Source organism: Streptomyces asoensis, assembly GCF_013085465.1.
In the GTDB taxonomy this organism is placed as follows: domain Bacteria; phylum Actinomycetota; class Actinomycetes; order Streptomycetales; family Streptomycetaceae; genus Streptomyces; species Streptomyces cacaoi_A.
On record NZ_CP049838.1, the window covers coordinates 7,874,697 to 7,889,925 of the forward strand.

Below are 15,229 nucleotides of genomic sequence, written 5' to 3' on the forward strand. Positions count from 1 at the left end.
TTCGAGTGCCGCCCCCGGCGGGGGCTTCGTCGAAGGCTACGGCCCGGGTCTGACATTCCAGGCGGCGATCACCGGCCGCCCGTGCTCCGTGCCCAGCAGGCCCAGCGTCCCCGTCGCCAGTTGGAACAGCGCTCCGGCCGACGCCGGCAGTCCGAGCCGACGGGCGGTCAGCACCCGCAGGAAGTGCCCGTGCGCCACCAGCATCACGCCTCCCTCGGCGGCGGCGTGCGCCGCGTCGACCTGGGCCAGCACCCGGTCGGCCCGCTCGCCGACCTGCTCGGCCGTCTCCCCGGGACGGTCGGGCGGGCCGGGCGCGACCCCGTCCGTGAACAGGAACCAGCCCGGTCGCGTCCGCTGGATCTCGGCCGTCGTGATGCCCTCGTAGCCGCCGTAGTCCCACTCCCGCAGATCGGCGTCGACCTGGACCTCGTGCAGTCCGATCAGCTCCGCCGTCTCCCGCGCCCGCTGCGCCGGGCTGACGAACGCGGCCTCGATCCGGTGCGCACGGATCAGCGGCACCAGCCGTCGTGCCTCGTCCCGGCCGTGCTCGGTGAGCGGGACGTCCGTCGATCCGGTGTGCCGGCCCGAGCGTGACCATTCGGTCTCCCCGTGCCGTACGAGAAACAGGTCGCCCACGCGCGCGTGCCCCTTCCTGCCGTGCCTCTGAGCACCGTGACACAGGACCCGGGCCTGCGCACGTCAGCGATCGGCGGCGTACGGGAGGAAACGGTCCGGCGGACCCGCGGCGTCGCCGCCTACTGCCGGTACCCGCTGAGGAACCGCCCGATCCGGCCGATCGCCGCCTCCAGGTCGTCCGCGTGCGGCAGGGTCAGGATGCGGAAGTGGTCGGGGGTGGGCCAGTTGAAGCCGGTGCCCTGGACGACCTGGATCTTCTCCCTCAGGAGCAGGTCCAGGACGAACTTCTCGTCGTCGTGGATCGGGTGCACCTTGGGGTCGATGCGCGGGAACGCGTACAGCGCGCCCTTGGGCTTCACGCACGACACGCCCGGGATCTCGTTGAGCTTCTCCCAGGCCGTCTCGCGCTGGTCGTAGAGCCTGCCGCCCGGCACCGTCAGCTCGTGGATGGACTGGCGGCCGCCGAGCGCCGCCTGGATGGCGTACTGGGCGGGCGCGTTGGCGCACAGGCGCATGGAGGCCAGCATGGTGAGGCCCTCCAGGTAGTCCTTGGCGTGCTGCCTGGGGCCGGTCACCACGAGCCAGCCCGAGCGGAAACCCGCCACCCGGTAGGTCTTGGACAGGCCGCAGAAGGTCAGGACCACCAGGTCGGGCGCGAGCGCGGCGGCCGAGTGGTGGACGGCGTCGTCGTAGAGGATCTGGTCGTAGATCTCGTCGGCGAAGACCATCAGACCGTGCCTGCGGGCCAGGTCGAGGATGCCCTCGATGATCTCCTTCGGGTAGACCGCGCCGGTGGGGTTGTTGGGGTTGATGATGACGACGGCCTTGGTGCGGTCGGTGATCTTGGACGCCATGTCGTCCAGGTCCGGGTACCACTCGGCCTGCTCGTCGCAGAGGTAGTGGACCGCCTTGCCGCCGGCGAGGGTGGTGACCGCCGTCCAGAGGGGGAAGTCGGGCGCCGGGATCAGGATCTCGTCGCCGTCCTCGATCAGTGCCTGTACGGCCATCGAGACCAGCTCCGACACGCCGTTGCCGAGGAAGACGTCGTCGACGCCGACCTCCAGGCCCCGCTCCTGGTAGCGCTGGGCCACGGCGCGGCGGGCCGAGAGGATGCCGCGCGAGTCCGTGTAGCCGTGCGCCCGGGGGAGCATCCTGATCATGTCCTGGAGGATCTCCTCGGGCGCCTCGAAGCCGAAGGCCGCGGGGTTGCCGGTGTTCAGGCGCAGCACGCTGTGGCCCGCCGCCTCCAGCGCGTCGGCCTGCTCGATCACCGGGCCGCGGATCTCGTAACAGACCTCGCTCAGCTTGTTCGACTGCCGGAACTCCATGCGCGCTCGCCCCTCCGGTTTGTGTGTTGCTTGGTTTTACCAAGTTCCAGCTTGGAAAGTCCAACGACATGTCTAGACTGCGTGCCATGTCACCTCGCCGAAGCTACGACCAGTACTGTTCCGCCGCCCGCGCGCTCGACACCGTCGGCGACCGCTGGACCTTGCTGATCGTCCGGGAGCTGCTCGCCGGCCCGCGCCGTTACACGGACCTGCACGCCGATCTGCCGGGGGTGAGCACGGACGTGCTCGCCTCACGGCTGAAGGACATGGAGCGGGACGGGCTGACCACCCGGCGCCGGCTGCCTCCGCCGGGCGCGGCCTACGTGTACGAACTCACCGGACGCGGGCGGGAGTTGCTGCCCGTCCTCCAAGCCCTGGGGAAGTGGGGAGAGGGCGAACTCGGTGAGCGGCGGCCCACCGACGCCCTCCGTGCGCACTGGTTCGCGCTGCCCCTGCTGCGCGGGCTCGACGACGAGGCGGCCGGGGGCGCGGGGCTCGTCGAAGTCCGGCTCGACGAAGGGGTCTTCCACCTGTACGTCGGCGCGGAGGACGGGCCGGTGTACGGCGACGGACCCGCGCCCGGGGAGCCCGACGTGCGACTCGTCCTCGACGCGGACACCTGCACGGCCATCGCCCAGGGTGGGTCGGGCGTGCTCGACGCGGTACGGGCCGGGCGGATCGAGGTCAGCGGTGACGGCACCCTGGCCAAAGCGCTGCGGGAGGCCTGAGGGCGGGCACAGGGGCGGGCGCAGGGGAGGGCGTCACGGACGGCGGGACGGCGGGACGGCGGGGTGGCGGGACGGCGGGACGGTGGGACGGCGGGGGTGGCGGGACGGCGGGGGTGGCGGGATGACAGAAGGCCCGCCGCGTGACGCGGCAGGCCTCCTGATGAGCTGTCGAGTAACCGTCAGGCGCCCGGCGGTACGTGCCGTGGCCGTCCCGACCCCCGGGTCAGCGTGTACCCGCCGATCCCGGCGAGAGCGGCCAGCACCGCGCCGATCGCGGTCCACACCCAGCGGTCGGACCACCAGCCCGACGCCCAGCCGTCGTCCGGCTCGATGCTCGACAGCACGGCCGTGGCCGACGAGTCATCGGCATCGTCCTCCTCCGCCTGGGACGTGACGGCGATGCCCGGAACCAGCGGCTTCGCCAGCGAGCCGTCGACGGCGGCGGCGCCCCCGATGTCCTTGGAATCCACCCGCAGTTCGGTGCTGACCGGCAGACCCAGGTCGGCCGCCTTCAGGTCGAGGGCCGTCAACCGGACGTAGTACGTGCCCGGCAGCGGGTCGTCGGCCCACGGCTCCGACCAGGCGCGGACCGTGCGCAGCACACAGGCCAGTTCCACCGAGGCCGTGCCCTGGCCGGCGGTGCGCGTCTGGGCGCCGTACTGGCAGGCCTGACGGCGCCGCAGACCGTCGTACACGTCGACCTGCCAGGTCTGCGTGGTGTGGGTCTCCGGCAGCTTCACCGTCGCCTTGACGGTGGGGCGTTGTCCGGAGTCGGCAGGGAACGACCAGTAGAGGTAGTCACCCGCGGACCCGCTCGCCGTCGCGGTCTGCCCCTGGTCGATCTCCGTCGCCGTACGGAACGACGTGCCCGCCTCGGTCGGCGCGGAGCTGTCGTCGGACGGGCTCGCCGACGGGGTGGAGTCGGCCGCGGCCGGTGCGGCCGCCGGGCCGAGCGCCAGCCCGAGCACCGGGCCCAGTGCCAGCAGGGCGCCACTCAACACACGTGTGATACGCATCAGTTGGTCCTCCAGACCGCGACCCGCCAGCGGGACACCCAGCCCCACAGCACACCCGCGAGGAAGCCGAACAGCACCAGGACACCCAGCAGCCACCAGCCGCGCCCGAGGCCGAAGGAGGCCACGTCGCTCGCCTGCGACGGGCCGTCGACCACGTCCACGGTCAGCTCCAGCGGCATGCCCGGCGTGGTCTTCACCCCCGAGGCCGCCGAGTAGGAGTTGGTCACCTGCACGCACACCGTCTCGGCGGGCGCCTCGTCCTCGTCGCTCTCCGCCTTCGGGTAGCGCAGACCGGTCGAGATGACGTCGGTACGGCCGTTGCCGGCCGCCTCGCCGCGCACGATCTCCCGGCCGTGCACCGTGACCGCCCGCAGCAGCACCCCGTAGTCGGGGTTCATGGTCCGGTCCGCCGACACGCTCACCGAGGCGCGCAGCTCCTGGCCCGGCTCGACGTCGACCTTGTACCAGCGCTCCTGCCCGAACTCCTCGCGGTCGGTGTACAGCCCGGACTTCAGGGCGGGGGCCGCGGAGCACGAGGCCGCGCCCTCGGTGGCGACCGGTGTCACCACGGGGTCGGCGGCCCGGTCGACCAACTGGTTGACCCGGTCGGTGAGTTCGTCGGTGTGCTCCACGGAGGTGTAGGTGCCGCCGGTCGCCTCGGCGATGCAGCTGAGCTGCTGACGCATCTTGACGTTGGGCACCAGGCCGAGCGTGTCGATCGTCAGGCCGATGCCCTTCGCCGCGATCTCACGGGCCACCTCGCACGGGTCGAGCGGAGCGCAGGTGTCCTCGCCGTCGCTGATCAGCACGATGCGCTTGGAGCCGGTGCCGCCGTCGAGGTCGTCGGCCGCCTTCAGCAGGGCGGGACCGATCGGCGTCCAGCCGGTCGGCGACAGGGTCGCCACCGCGGTCTTGGCCTCGGTCCGGTCCAGCGGGCCGACCGGGTAGAGCTGCGCGGTGTCCTTGCAGCCCGTTTTCTGGTCGTCGCCCGGGTAGTTGGCGCCCAGGGTGCGGATGCCCAGGAGAACGTTCTCCGGGGTCGCGTCCAGCACCTCGTTGAACGCCTGCTTGGCCGCGGCCATCCGCGTCCCGCCGTCCATGTCCTTCGTCCGCATCGAACCGCTGACGTCGAGGACCAGGTCGACCTTGGGCGCGGTGGCGGTGGTCTCGTCGGCGACCGCCCCGGCCGGGAACGCGATCCCGGCCGTGAGCGCGGCGAGCAGGGCGCAGACGCCCGCCGCCAGCCGTTGTGTTCTGATCATCGGCGGATCCTATTGATCAGAGGCGTCCCGCCACAAAACGGCGGCGGAACCGGTTTCGACATCCGGGTCGGACTTCGTCCCCGGTCAGTGTTCGTGCTCGGTCAACGCACGTCCCCGGTCAGCGGGTTGGGCAACGGGGCCCACTGGTCCCCGGGCACCCCTTCCGACAGCCGCATCAGCGTCAGCGCCTTTGCCGGAAGGGGTTCCTCGCACAACGCCACGAGGTCCGGCGAGCGCGGGAGATCCCGTACGGCCGTCTCCAGGGCCGCCCGCAGGGTCGGGCGGCTGCCCGCCGTCCCGGCCAGCGCGCCCGCGACCAGGGAGCCGAACAGCTTGCGCCGCAGCGCGGTCACGTCGTCCGTGCGGATCCGCTCGGGCAGTTCGTCCGGCAGCGGGATGCCGTGCCGGGCCAGTCGGGCCGGGCTGACCCGGATGTCGGCCAGGTCGCGGTAGACCAGTCGCAGCGGGGCGCCCGACGCCGACAGCACGACCAGCAGGTTCTGGCCGTGCGCCTCCAGCGCCACGCCCAACTCCAGCAGCCGCAGCCCGACGGTGAGCGCCAGACGCGCGAACTCCGCCAACCAGGCAGGGGAGCCGGGCAGTCCGGTGCCGGCGAGGGCGGCGACCGGGACGACGTGTTCGCCGGGCGCCCCGAACACGCGCGGCGACTCCCGGAACACGGCCGCCAGATCGGGGGAGTTCGCGGTGGCCGCACCGAGGGTGCGGGTCATGTGCAGCAAGCCGTACGTGTGCGGAGTGAGGGTCTCCGCGAACGCCGAGAGGGCCGCGGAGGCGGCGATGGAGCCGACGGAGATGTCCCGCACGGAGGATGTCAGCCGGGTGCCCAGCGCGGTCTTGACGTGCGGGCCGTCGGGGAGGGCGAGGGTGCGCAACGACATCAGCGGATACGCGGCGACCTCCTGATCGCAGGACCGCTTGAGCACGTGCGCCGCCTGCCACGGATGCACCGGGATCACCAGCCGCGTCCCGTCGCGCAGCTCCCGCGGCCACTCGCCCGACACCAGGCACTCACCGACCGGCACCGGCAGCAGGCCCAGCCGCACCGAGGGCCGGTGCTCGGGTCCGTACGCCAGCTGCTCGGCCACCGAGAAGCCGGGCCGCGCACGGCAGTTGGGATGGTACGGATGCCCGTCGACCACCCGCTGCTCCCACTCCCAGTCGTGCACCGGCCACTCGCCAGGATCCTTCAAGGAGACGAGGTCGGGTTCCTGCCCGGCCCGCGACAACGCCAACGACGCGACACTGTGGCCGAGTTCGCCGGCGAAGCCCGCCCCGTGCGGCACCGCCAGGTCCGTCATCAGCCGCGCGGGATCGTCGTACGCCATGCCGTCCAGCCGTACGTCCGTCACATAGGCGGCGGTCGCGTACGGATCCGCGCGCGGGCCGTGCAGACGACGGCCGTCGCGCAGCCGCAGGAGGCTCTCCCCGCCGGACTCCTCGCGGTGCGCGATCCACGGCAGGGGTTCATGGACGAGCGCCCGCCACAGCCGCGTCAGCACGGCCGTCCTCGCCCCGGGCAGCGCGGCCGTGTACCGCGGGCCGAGAGAGGGGCGTACGGCGGCCAGTTCCGTGGCCAGCTCGGCCTCGGCGGTGGGGGGACGGTGCACGGGTGGGCTCCTGAGGGTGCGGGTACGACGTCACGGAGGGGCCGTGACGACAGCGATACTGATCGTCTCCGCCCGGAAGAACCGTAGGGAACCAGGGAACCAGTGGATCGCGTGGACCTCATCCCCCCGCCCGCCGAGGCCGCGGCGTCCGCCGACGGCGTCGCCGAGCGCGCCGACGCCTACGCGGCCGCGCCGCTGCTCAACTGTCTGTTGCGGGAGGTCGCCGAACCGCTGCCCCGCCCGCCGGGCGGCGACGGCCGGTTCGTGTACCGGCTGCCCGGCGACGGGTCGCCCGGCAGCGGCCGGCTGCTGCGCGTGCGCGGCACCCGGCGGCCCGCCGAGCCCGAGGAGTACACGGCGGGCGCCTGGCGCCGCCTCGGTCACACCGCACTCGTCGAACTGGTCGCCGAGGTGCTGCGCGGGCACACCGGGCTGGCCAACCACGAACTGCCCGCCGAGATGACCGACAGCAGGGACGTGGTGGCCGCGATGCTCACCGCACGCGCGCGTGCCACCCCGCCGCCCGGCGGCTATCTGCGCTCCGAGCAGTCGCTCCTCACCGGCCACCCCCACCATCCCGCCCCCAAGGCGCGCGGCGGCGGCCCGCCGGCCGGCTGGCTGCCCTACGCCCCGGAGGCGTACGCCCGCTTTCCGCTGGTCCTGCTGGGGCTGCGCGAGGACGCGGTCGTCGAGGAGGGCGACACCTGCGCGCTGGACGCCCTCGGTACGGCCCCGCCCGGCTACCGGCTGCTGCCCGCCCACCCCTGGCAGCTCGACCTGGCCGGACGCGAGCTCGCCCCGGCCTTCGCCGACGGCCGCCTGGTCCGGCTCGGCACGACCGACTTCGAGGCCTGGCCGACGGCCGCCGTGCGGACGGTCTACGCACCCGAGCGGGACCTCTGCCTGAAGTTCAGCCTCGACGTCCGCATCACCAACGACATCCGCCGGCTGTGGCGGCACGACCTGCTGAAACTGCGCCGGACCGACGAGGCGGCGGTCCGGGCCTTCGCGGCGGGCGGCGGCCCCGCGGTGCGCCGCCCGGCGGTCTGGCTGAGCGACCGCGGCTACCGCACCGCCGAGTTCGCCTTCGAGGCGCTCGCGGTCCTGGTCCGCGACGGGCTGGCGGACGCTCTGCCGCCCGGCACGACCCCGCTGCTGGCCGCGGGACTCGTGGAGGGCTTCGACGGCGACCCGTTGGCCGCCGCGGCGGACCCGGCGGCCTGGTGGGAGGCCTATCTGGCCGTCGTCGTCCCCCCGGCGCTGACGGCCTTCGCCGACCACGGTGTCGTCCTCGAGGCGCATCTTCAGAACACGCTCGTCGCCGTGGACGCCGACGGCACCCCTGTGCGGGCCCTGTTCCGGGACGCCGAGGGCGTGAAACTGCTGCCGGACGTGGAGCGGGCGGCCGGCTGGGAGCGGCTGGTGTACTGCCTGGTGGTGAACCATCTGTGGGAGGTCGCGGCGGCGCTCGCCGAACGTCACCCCGGCTTCGACCCCTGGCCCGCCGTACGGCGTGAGCTGGGCCGCCACGACCTTCCCGAGGCCGCCGCCCTGCTGACCGCGCCCACCCTGCCCGGCAAGACGAACCTGCTGCTGCGCTGGACGGGCGCGGACGGCGCCGACGCCCGCTATCTGCCGCTGCCCAACCCTCTCGTTCGGTGAGGCCGATCGGGGGACGGAAGCGCGATCATTAGATAAGGTAAGCCTAACTTTACCTGGCGGATTCCGGGGTGTTGAGAGACGCCTGTCGCAGAGGAGGTTCCCATGGCGGACCACGCGAGCGCCGCGCTGACGCTCGACCGGGTGCGGCTCGGCGCCGGCGGGCCGCTCACCCGGCTGCGGATCGCGGACGGCAGGGTCACCCATGTCGTCGCCGAGGCGGAGACCGGGGGACGGGCGGTGGCGGCCGACGGCGAGCGGGTCCTCGATCTGGACGGTCGGGTGCTGCTGCCGGGCCTGTGGGACGCCCACGTCCACATGGCGGAGTGGGCGAGCGCCCGGCACCGTCTGGACCTGGCCGGAACAGCCTCCGCGCGGGCGGTGGCCGACCTGGTGCGGGAACGCGGCGGCGCGGCGCCCGACGGCACGGTGCTCTTCGGATACGGGTTCCGGGACGGGCTGTGGCCCGACGCCCCGCACAAGCGGCTCCTCGACGCGGTCCTGCCCGACCGGCCGGTCGCCCTGGTCAGCGCCGATCTGCACGCCGCGTGGCTGAACTCCGCCTGTCTCGCCCTCGTCGGCCGGGGCGACCACCCCACCGGCCTGGTCAGGGAGACCGAGTGCCACGAGGTCCTGTCCGCGCTCCCCAAGGCGCCGGCCGCGGTGGTCGACGGCTGGATCGCGGACGCCTGCGCGGCCGCCGCCGCCCGCGGGGTCACCGGCGTCATCGACTTCCAGTTCGGCGACACGGTCGCGGACTGGGAGCGGCGCTCGGCCGCGTTCCGGCCGGCCCTGCGGGTGTCGGCCGCGATCTACCCGAGCCGCCTGGACGCGGCCGTGCGGCGTGGACTGCGCACGGGGGACGAGGTCGGCGCGCCCGGCGGCCTGGTGCGGGTGGGACCGCTGAAGCTCTTCACCGACGGCTCGCTCAACACCCGTACCGCGCTGTGCCGCGATCCCTATCCGGGGCTGGAGGGCACGGACGGTTCCCACGGCATCGAGGAGACGCCACCGCACGAGCTGGTGCGGCTCATGCGGCGGGCCGCCGCGCACGGCGTCGAACCCGCGGTGCACGCCATCGGCGACCACGCCAACACGCTGGCCCTGGACGCCTTCGAGGCGGTGCGCTGCCGAGGCCGGATCGAACACGCGCAGCTGCTGAGCCCCGAAGACCTCCCGAGGTTCGCGCGGCTGGGCGTCACTGCGGGGGTGCAGCCCCGGCACGCGACGGACGACCGTGACGTGGCGGACCGGCACTGGGCCGGACGCACCGGACGCGCCTTCGCCTACGCCGATCTGCTCGCCGCCGGGGCACGTCTGGAGTTCGGTTCCGACGCCCCGGTCTCGCCGCTCGACCCATGGCTCGCCATCGCGTCGGCCGTCAGCCGGACCGACGACGAACGCCCCGCCTGGCATCCGGAGCAGCGCCTGTCCGTCGAGGACGCGCTGGTCGCGGCGGCGCGCGGACGCCGGCTCATCAGGGTCGGGGACCCGGCCGACCTGGTGGTCGTGGACGTGGACCCGTCGAGGGCCGGCCCGGACGCCCTGCGCGCGATGCCCGTGCACGCCACGATGACGGACGGCCGCTGGACCCATGGGCCGTACTGAGGCGAGGAGCGGCGGCGCGATCGCGCGCCGCGCATGCCCGACGTGGTCGGACGACCGGTGAGCGAGCTCGCCGATCTGCGCGCGGGTGACGGCGGACGCGGAACCGGTCGTCACACGAGGGAACGCGCGATGCGGAAACCCACGTCGTCGACCTGGAAGGTCGGGTGGCTGCGGCGCCGCGCGGAGGCCCGGCAACTCCAGTGCTCATCGAACCAACCACCGCCGCGGAGCACCCGGTAGGTGCCGTAGACCTCGGCGTCGTAGACGTCCCAGCACCAGTCCCAGACGTTGCCGAGCATGTCGTGAAATCCCCACGGGTTGGGGTGTTTTCCGCCCACGGCGTGCATGCGTTCGTGCGAGTTGCCGCGGTACCAGGCGATCTCGTCGAGCTCCCCGTAGCGCGGTCCGGTCGTACCGGCTCGGCAGGCGTGCTCCCATTCCGCTTCGGTCGGCAGCCGGTACCCGTCGGCGGACGCGTCCCACTCGATCCCTTCGTCGTCGGCGCGGAAGTGGTACGCGGGCGTGCACCCGTCGCGCCGGGACAGGGAGTTGCAGAATCTCGCCGCATCCCACCAGGAGACGCACTCGACGGGCAGCCGGTCCCCGTGGGCGGTACTCGGCCGCCTGCCTGTGATCTGTGCGTACAACGCCTGGGTGACCGGGCTTGCCGCCAGCTCGTAGGGCGCGAGCTCGACCGACCAACTGCGCTGCGTCCGCCGGTCCGACAGCGTCACCTGTCCCGGCGGGACGGCGACCATCTCGTTCCCCGTAAGCACGTCCATGATCAGGAGATCCTAACGAGACCGGGCGGCCCGGGCGGCCCGGGCGGACCCCGGGACCGGAAGGGACCGTACCCTCCGGGCCCGGGGAGTTCGGGTGGGTCAGACCGTCGGCCTGCCGGCCAGCACGGAGCGGTGGATCTCCTCCGCCCGGACGGCGACCGTGGACAGCAGGGTGCTGGTCAGCCCGTGGGTGTGCTCGGTTCCGCCCTGGAGATAGAGGCCGGCCGTCACCTCCGGCACGGTCTCCACCCGGTGGTCCCGGCCCACGCGGACCGCGTCCCCGTCGTCCCGGAGGCAGAGCTTGGCCGCCTCGCCGAGCAGCGACGCCAGATCGCGGGGCCGGTAGCCGGTGGCGAGCACCAGTACGTCGGCGGAGAGCACCTGCCGCTCACCGGTGGGCAGGAACTCCACGGCGATCTCGAGCCCGCCGTCGGCACCGGGGTCCACGGCGCGGACCCGCGAGACGTTGAGGAAGCGCAGCCGCTCCCGGCCCGCCACCTTCTCCCGGTACGAGGTGGCGTACAGGGCCTCGATCAACTCCATGTCGACCACCGAGTAGTTGGTGGAGCGGTGGTAGTCGATCAGCGACTGCTTGACCTCGGAGGGCGCCGAGAAGTAGACGTCGACCGCCTCCGGGTCGAAGATGCGGTTCGCGAACGGGCTGTCGTCGGCCGGGGTGTAGCCGTACTTGGCGAAGACCGAGCACACCTCGGCCTCGGGGAAGGTGCGGTGCAGGTAGTCCACCGCCTCGGCGGCGCTCTGGCCGGCGCCGAGCACGACGGCCCGCCGTACCGGGGCACCCGACTCGCCCAGTCGCGTGGCCCGCGGGATCAACTCGCTGTTGTGCCAGACGCGTTCGGCGAGTTCGAGGTCCGGCGGCACATGCGGCTCAAGACCCATGGCCACGCTGACGTTGCGGGTCCGGCGGGTCACGGTCGGGCCGAAGCCCGCGGTGTCGCGGCAGGTGACATCGAAGAAGGCCACCTCTCCGTCGTCGCCGCGCACCGGGTCGACGGAGACCACCTCGCTGCCGTACGAGACCAGGTGGGAGACCCGCGCGGCGGCCCACTCGAAGTACTCGTGGAACTCCATCCGCAGCGGGAAGAGGGTCTTCTGGTTCAGGAAGTCGATCAGTCTGCCCCGCTCGCGCAGGAAGCAGAGGAAGCTGAAGTCGCTGGTCGGATTGCGCAGGGTGACGAGGTCCTTGAGGAAGGACACCTGCATCGTGGCGTCGTCGATGAGCATGCCCCGGTGCCAGCCGAAGCGCGGCTGCCGCTCCAGGAAAAGGGCGTTGAGGCGGCGGTCTGCCGGAAGGCCTGTGTTGTGCTCCTCGACCGCTATGGACAGAGCGAGATTTGACGGACCGAATCCGATTCCGATCACGTCGTGGATGACGTCGGGACCCATGAGCGGTGACTTCACCTTGGCATCGCCTCCTCAGGCAGGCCCATGCTAGATAAGGTAAGGCTTACCTTGCAATGAGTCGTTGAAGGGAAGGACGTCATGCGGGTCGTCATGCTCGGCTACCAGACCTGGGGTCACCGCACGCTTCAGGCGCTGCTGGACTCCGACCACGAGGTCGTCCTCGTCGTCACCCATCCGAAGAGCGAGCACGCCTACGAGAAGATATGGGACGACAGCGTCGCCGAACTCGCGGACAAGAACGACGTCCCCGTCCTGCTGCGCAACCGTCCCGACGACGCCGAACTCCTGGCCGCGGTGGCGGACGCCCGGCCGGACATCATCGTCGCCAACAACTGGCGGACCTGGCTGCCCCCGGAGCTGTTCGACCTGCCGCCGCACGGCACCCTCAACATCCACGACTCGCTGCTGCCGTCGTACGCGGGGTTCTCGCCGATCATCTGGGCGCTCCTCAACGGCGAGCAGCGCGTCGGCGTGACCGCCCACCGCATGAACACCGAACTCGACGCCGGGGACGTCCTGGTGCAGCGTTCGGTGCCGGTGGGGCCCACCGACACGGCGACCGACCTGTTCCACCGGACCGTCGACCTCATCGCGCCCATCGTGCGGGAGTCGCTCGACCTGATCGCCTCCGGCCGGGACGCCGGCCAGTGGGTGCCGCAGGACCGTGCCCGGGCCAGCTTCTTCCACAAGCGGTCGGCTGAGGACAGCCGGATCGACTGGAGTTGGCCCGCGGAGCGGCTGGAACGGCTGGTGAGGGCCCAGTCGGACCCGTACCCGAACGCGTACGCCTTCCACCGGGGTCAGCGGCTGAGGATCGTCTCGGCGGCCGTGTCGGAGGGGTACTACGGCGGCACTCCGGGCCGGATCTTCATCCGGGAGGGCGACGGCGTCGTCGTGGTGGCGGGGGCCGAGTCCTGGTCGGGTCGCTGCCGGGGCCTCCTCGTGCGCCGGGTGCGCACCGACGACGGCACCGAGTACGCGGCCACCGACTGGTTCCGCACCATGGGCGGGTACCTGACGTCCCGGCCCTGACGGCCTGAACGGGAACGGCTGAACCGGACGGGCCCCCGGCCCTGCGTGGCGGGGGCCCGTCGCCGGGTCAGTCGACGATCGCCGCCGGCCTCGCGTCCTCGGCCCGGACGTCGCCGTCGTGGTGGTGCCGGCCCAACGGGATGACCAGCGGAGTCCCGCTGACCGGGTCGGGGGTGATCCGGCAGCGCAGGTCGAAGACGTCCTCGACGGTGGCCTCGGTGACCACCTCGGCGGGCGGGCCCTCGGCGACGATCCGGCCCGCCTTCATGGCGATGACGTGATCGGCGTACCGGCAGGCCTGGTTGAGGTCGTGCAGCACCATCACCACCGTGCGTCCCTCGCGCCGGTTGAGGTCCGTGATCAGGTCCAGCACATCGATCTGGTGCGCGAGGTCGAGATAGGTCGTCGGCTCGTCCAGGAGCAGGACGGGGGTGCCCTGGGCGACGGCCATCGCGATCCACGCCCGCTGCCGCTGGCCGCCGGAGAGCTCGTCGACCGGACGGTCGGCGAGGTCGGTCAGACCGGTCGCCGCCAGCGCCCCGTGCACGGCCTCCTCGTCCGCCGCGGACCACTGCCGCCACCAGGTCTGGTGCGGTGAACGGCCCCTGCCCACCAGGTCGAAGACGGTCAGCCCCTCCGGTGCCACCGGCGTCTGCGGCAGGATGCCGAGGGTGCGCGCGAGTTCGCGGGTCGGCACGGACCGCAGGGCGACGCCGTCCAGCTCGACGACGCCCTGCCGCGGCGTGAGCAGCCGGGCCAGCGCGCGCAACAGGGTCGACTTGCCACAGGCGTTGGCCCCGACGATGGCGGTGATCCGGCCGGTCGGCACGCTGAGGTCCAGATCCTCCACCACCGACCGTCCGTCGTAGGCGAGATGCAGGTTCCTGGCCCGCAACTCCGGCCCGGCGGACGGCGGGTGGGCGGCGTCCGGGCCCGTCGCATCGGCGCCGGTGGCGGACGGACGCGGGATGCCGGCGCCGGCCTTCGGCTCGGACGGCCGCGGGGTGCGCGGGTCGGTGGTCGACATGGGATCAGCCTCCAGAGCCCGCGCGGTTGGCGCGGATGAGCAGCCACAGCAGGACCGGCGCGCCGAGGGCGCCGGTGACGATCCCGACCGGCAGTTCCGTCCCGGGGATCGCCTCGCGGGCGAGGAGATCCGAACCGAGGACGACCAACGCGCCGGTGAGACCGGAGACGATCGGGGGCGGCGACGCGGTGCCCGCCAGCCGCTGGGCGATCTGCGGACAGGCCAGCGCCACGAAGGCCACCGGGCCGGCCGCCGCCGTGCCGAAGGCGACCAGCCCCACCCCGGCCAGCAACAGGGCCAGCCGGACCGGCTGGACCGGCGTGCCGAGCCCCGCGGCCACGTCGTCGCCGAGCTGGAGGGTACGCATCCAGCGGCCCATGCCCAGGGTGACCGGCAGGAGCACGGCCATGGCGAGGGCCAGGGTGTCCACCTGGTCCCAGGTCCGGCCGTTGAGGTTGCCGACCAGCCAGCCGACGGCCTCCTCCGCCTGGAACCGGCTGCCGCGCGCCACGAGGAAGTCGGTGGCGCTGGTGCAGATCCAGGACACGCCGATGCCGACGAGGATGATGCGGTACCCGGTGGTCCCGCCCTTCCACGCCAGCGCGTAGACGAGCAGCGCGGTCGCCAGCGCGCCCAGCAGCCCCAGCGTCGACAGTCCGAGGCCGCCGGTCCAGCCGAGGACCACGGCCGCCACCACGGCCGTTCCGGCGCCCTCGGTCAGCCCGATCATGTCGGGGCTGGCCAGCGCGTTGCGGGTCATCGTCTGGAACACGGCCCCGGAGACGCCGAACGCGATGCCGACCAGCAGCCCCGTCAGCGCGCGCGGCAGCCGCAGATCCTGTACGACGATGACCGTGCCGGGGTCGCCCGCGCCGCCGAGCGCCCTGACGACGTCGGTGAAGGGCACGGGGTAGTCGCCGAGGGTGAGGCCCCAGCAGAACAGCAGGAACGCTCCCGCGCCGACGAGGACCCCGGTCAGGACCAGGCGCGGGCGCAGCATGCCGGACACCGGCGGAAAGGCCAGCCGGAACGGCCGGCCGCGCAGCGCGGGGTGCGTGGGGACGGCGGGGGACGCCTCGACGGTTGGTGTGGCCGGTG

13 protein-coding genes are annotated in these 15,229 nt (G+C 72.9%); 4 read left to right on the forward strand and 9 right to left on the reverse strand.

Annotated features, from left to right (window positions below; all coding sequences use genetic code 11):
• Window positions 1-36: 36 nt before the first annotated feature.
• On the reverse strand, window positions 37-636 hold the full coding sequence (locus G9272_RS35285; protein WP_171400279.1) for a histidine phosphatase family protein: 600 nt from the start codon (window positions 634-636) through the stop codon (window positions 37-39).
• A 119-nt stretch (window positions 637-755) separates the two neighbouring features.
• Complete coding sequence (locus G9272_RS35290; RefSeq protein ID WP_171400280.1) at window positions 756-1,964, reverse strand: pyridoxal phosphate-dependent aminotransferase; 1,209 nt, start codon at window positions 1,962-1,964, stop codon at window positions 756-758.
• An 86-nt stretch (window positions 1,965-2,050) separates the two neighbouring features.
• Here G9272_RS35290 and G9272_RS35295 point away from each other — a divergent pair, with 86 nt between their 5' ends.
• Complete coding sequence (locus tag G9272_RS35295; RefSeq protein WP_171400281.1) at window positions 2,051-2,692, forward strand: winged helix-turn-helix transcriptional regulator; 642 nt, start codon at window positions 2,051-2,053, stop codon at window positions 2,690-2,692.
• A gap of 179 nt (window positions 2,693-2,871) precedes the next feature.
• On the opposite strand, the gene G9272_RS35300 is transcribed toward G9272_RS35295, so the two are convergent.
• From G9272_RS35300 to G9272_RS35310, 3 genes are all read right to left on the reverse strand, one after another.
• Window positions 2,872-3,708, reverse strand: coding sequence for a hypothetical protein (locus G9272_RS35300; RefSeq protein ID WP_171400282.1), 837 nt, complete (start codon window positions 3,706-3,708; stop codon window positions 2,872-2,874).
• Entirely contained in the window at window positions 3,708-4,970 is a 1,263-nt protein-coding gene (locus G9272_RS35305; RefSeq protein ID WP_020125460.1) for a VWA domain-containing protein, read from the reverse strand. The genes G9272_RS35300 and G9272_RS35305 overlap by 1 nt, the downstream gene beginning before the upstream one ends.
• A 101-nt stretch (window positions 4,971-5,071) precedes the next feature.
• Window positions 5,072-6,598, reverse strand: coding sequence for an IucA/IucC family protein (locus G9272_RS35310; RefSeq protein ID WP_171400283.1), 1,527 nt, complete (start codon window positions 6,596-6,598; stop codon window positions 5,072-5,074).
• Between the two features lie 102 nt (window positions 6,599-6,700).
• Between G9272_RS35310 and G9272_RS35315 the strand changes: the two genes are divergently transcribed.
• Together G9272_RS35315 and G9272_RS35320 are read left to right on the forward strand one after the other, a co-directional pair.
• A complete protein-coding gene (locus G9272_RS35315; RefSeq protein ID WP_437184336.1) occupies window positions 6,701-8,260 on the forward strand; it encodes an IucA/IucC family protein in 1,560 nt (519 codons plus the stop codon).
• Between the two features lie 102 nt (window positions 8,261-8,362).
• Window positions 8,363-9,865 (forward strand): amidohydrolase, encoded by a 1,503-nt coding sequence (locus tag G9272_RS35320; protein ID WP_171400285.1) that lies wholly within the window; start codon window positions 8,363-8,365, stop codon window positions 9,863-9,865.
• Window positions 9,866-9,975: 110 nt separating this feature from the next.
• Here G9272_RS35320 and G9272_RS35325 read toward each other — a convergent pair whose 3' ends face one another.
• Both G9272_RS35325 and G9272_RS35330 read right to left on the reverse strand, forming a co-directional pair.
• Window positions 9,976-10,647, reverse strand: a complete 672-nt coding sequence (locus tag G9272_RS35325; RefSeq protein ID WP_171400286.1) for a formylglycine-generating enzyme family protein — start codon at window positions 10,645-10,647, stop codon at window positions 9,976-9,978.
• A 99-nt stretch (window positions 10,648-10,746) separates the two neighbouring features.
• On the reverse strand, window positions 10,747-12,054 hold the full coding sequence (locus G9272_RS35330; RefSeq protein WP_437184388.1) for a lysine N(6)-hydroxylase/L-ornithine N(5)-oxygenase family protein: 1,308 nt from the start codon (window positions 12,052-12,054) through the stop codon (window positions 10,747-10,749).
• Between the two features lie 96 nt (window positions 12,055-12,150).
• Here G9272_RS35330 and G9272_RS35335 point away from each other — a divergent pair, with 96 nt between their 5' ends.
• Entirely contained in the window at window positions 12,151-13,104 is a 954-nt protein-coding gene (locus G9272_RS35335; protein WP_171400288.1) for a methionyl-tRNA formyltransferase, read from the forward strand.
• A 67-nt stretch (window positions 13,105-13,171) separates the two neighbouring features.
• On the opposite strand, the gene G9272_RS35340 is transcribed toward G9272_RS35335, so the two are convergent.
• Both G9272_RS35340 and G9272_RS35345 read right to left on the reverse strand, forming a co-directional pair.
• Window positions 13,172-14,131, reverse strand: coding sequence for an ABC transporter ATP-binding protein (locus tag G9272_RS35340; RefSeq protein ID WP_171400289.1), 960 nt, complete (start codon window positions 14,129-14,131; stop codon window positions 13,172-13,174).
• A 4-nt stretch (window positions 14,132-14,135) separates the two neighbouring features.
• The gene (locus tag G9272_RS35345; RefSeq protein WP_253268263.1) at window positions 14,136-15,131 is read right to left on the reverse strand and encodes a FecCD family ABC transporter permease; all 996 of its coding nucleotides are present in this window, start codon (window positions 15,129-15,131) and stop codon (window positions 14,136-14,138) included.
• Window positions 15,132-15,229: the final 98 nt, after the last annotated feature.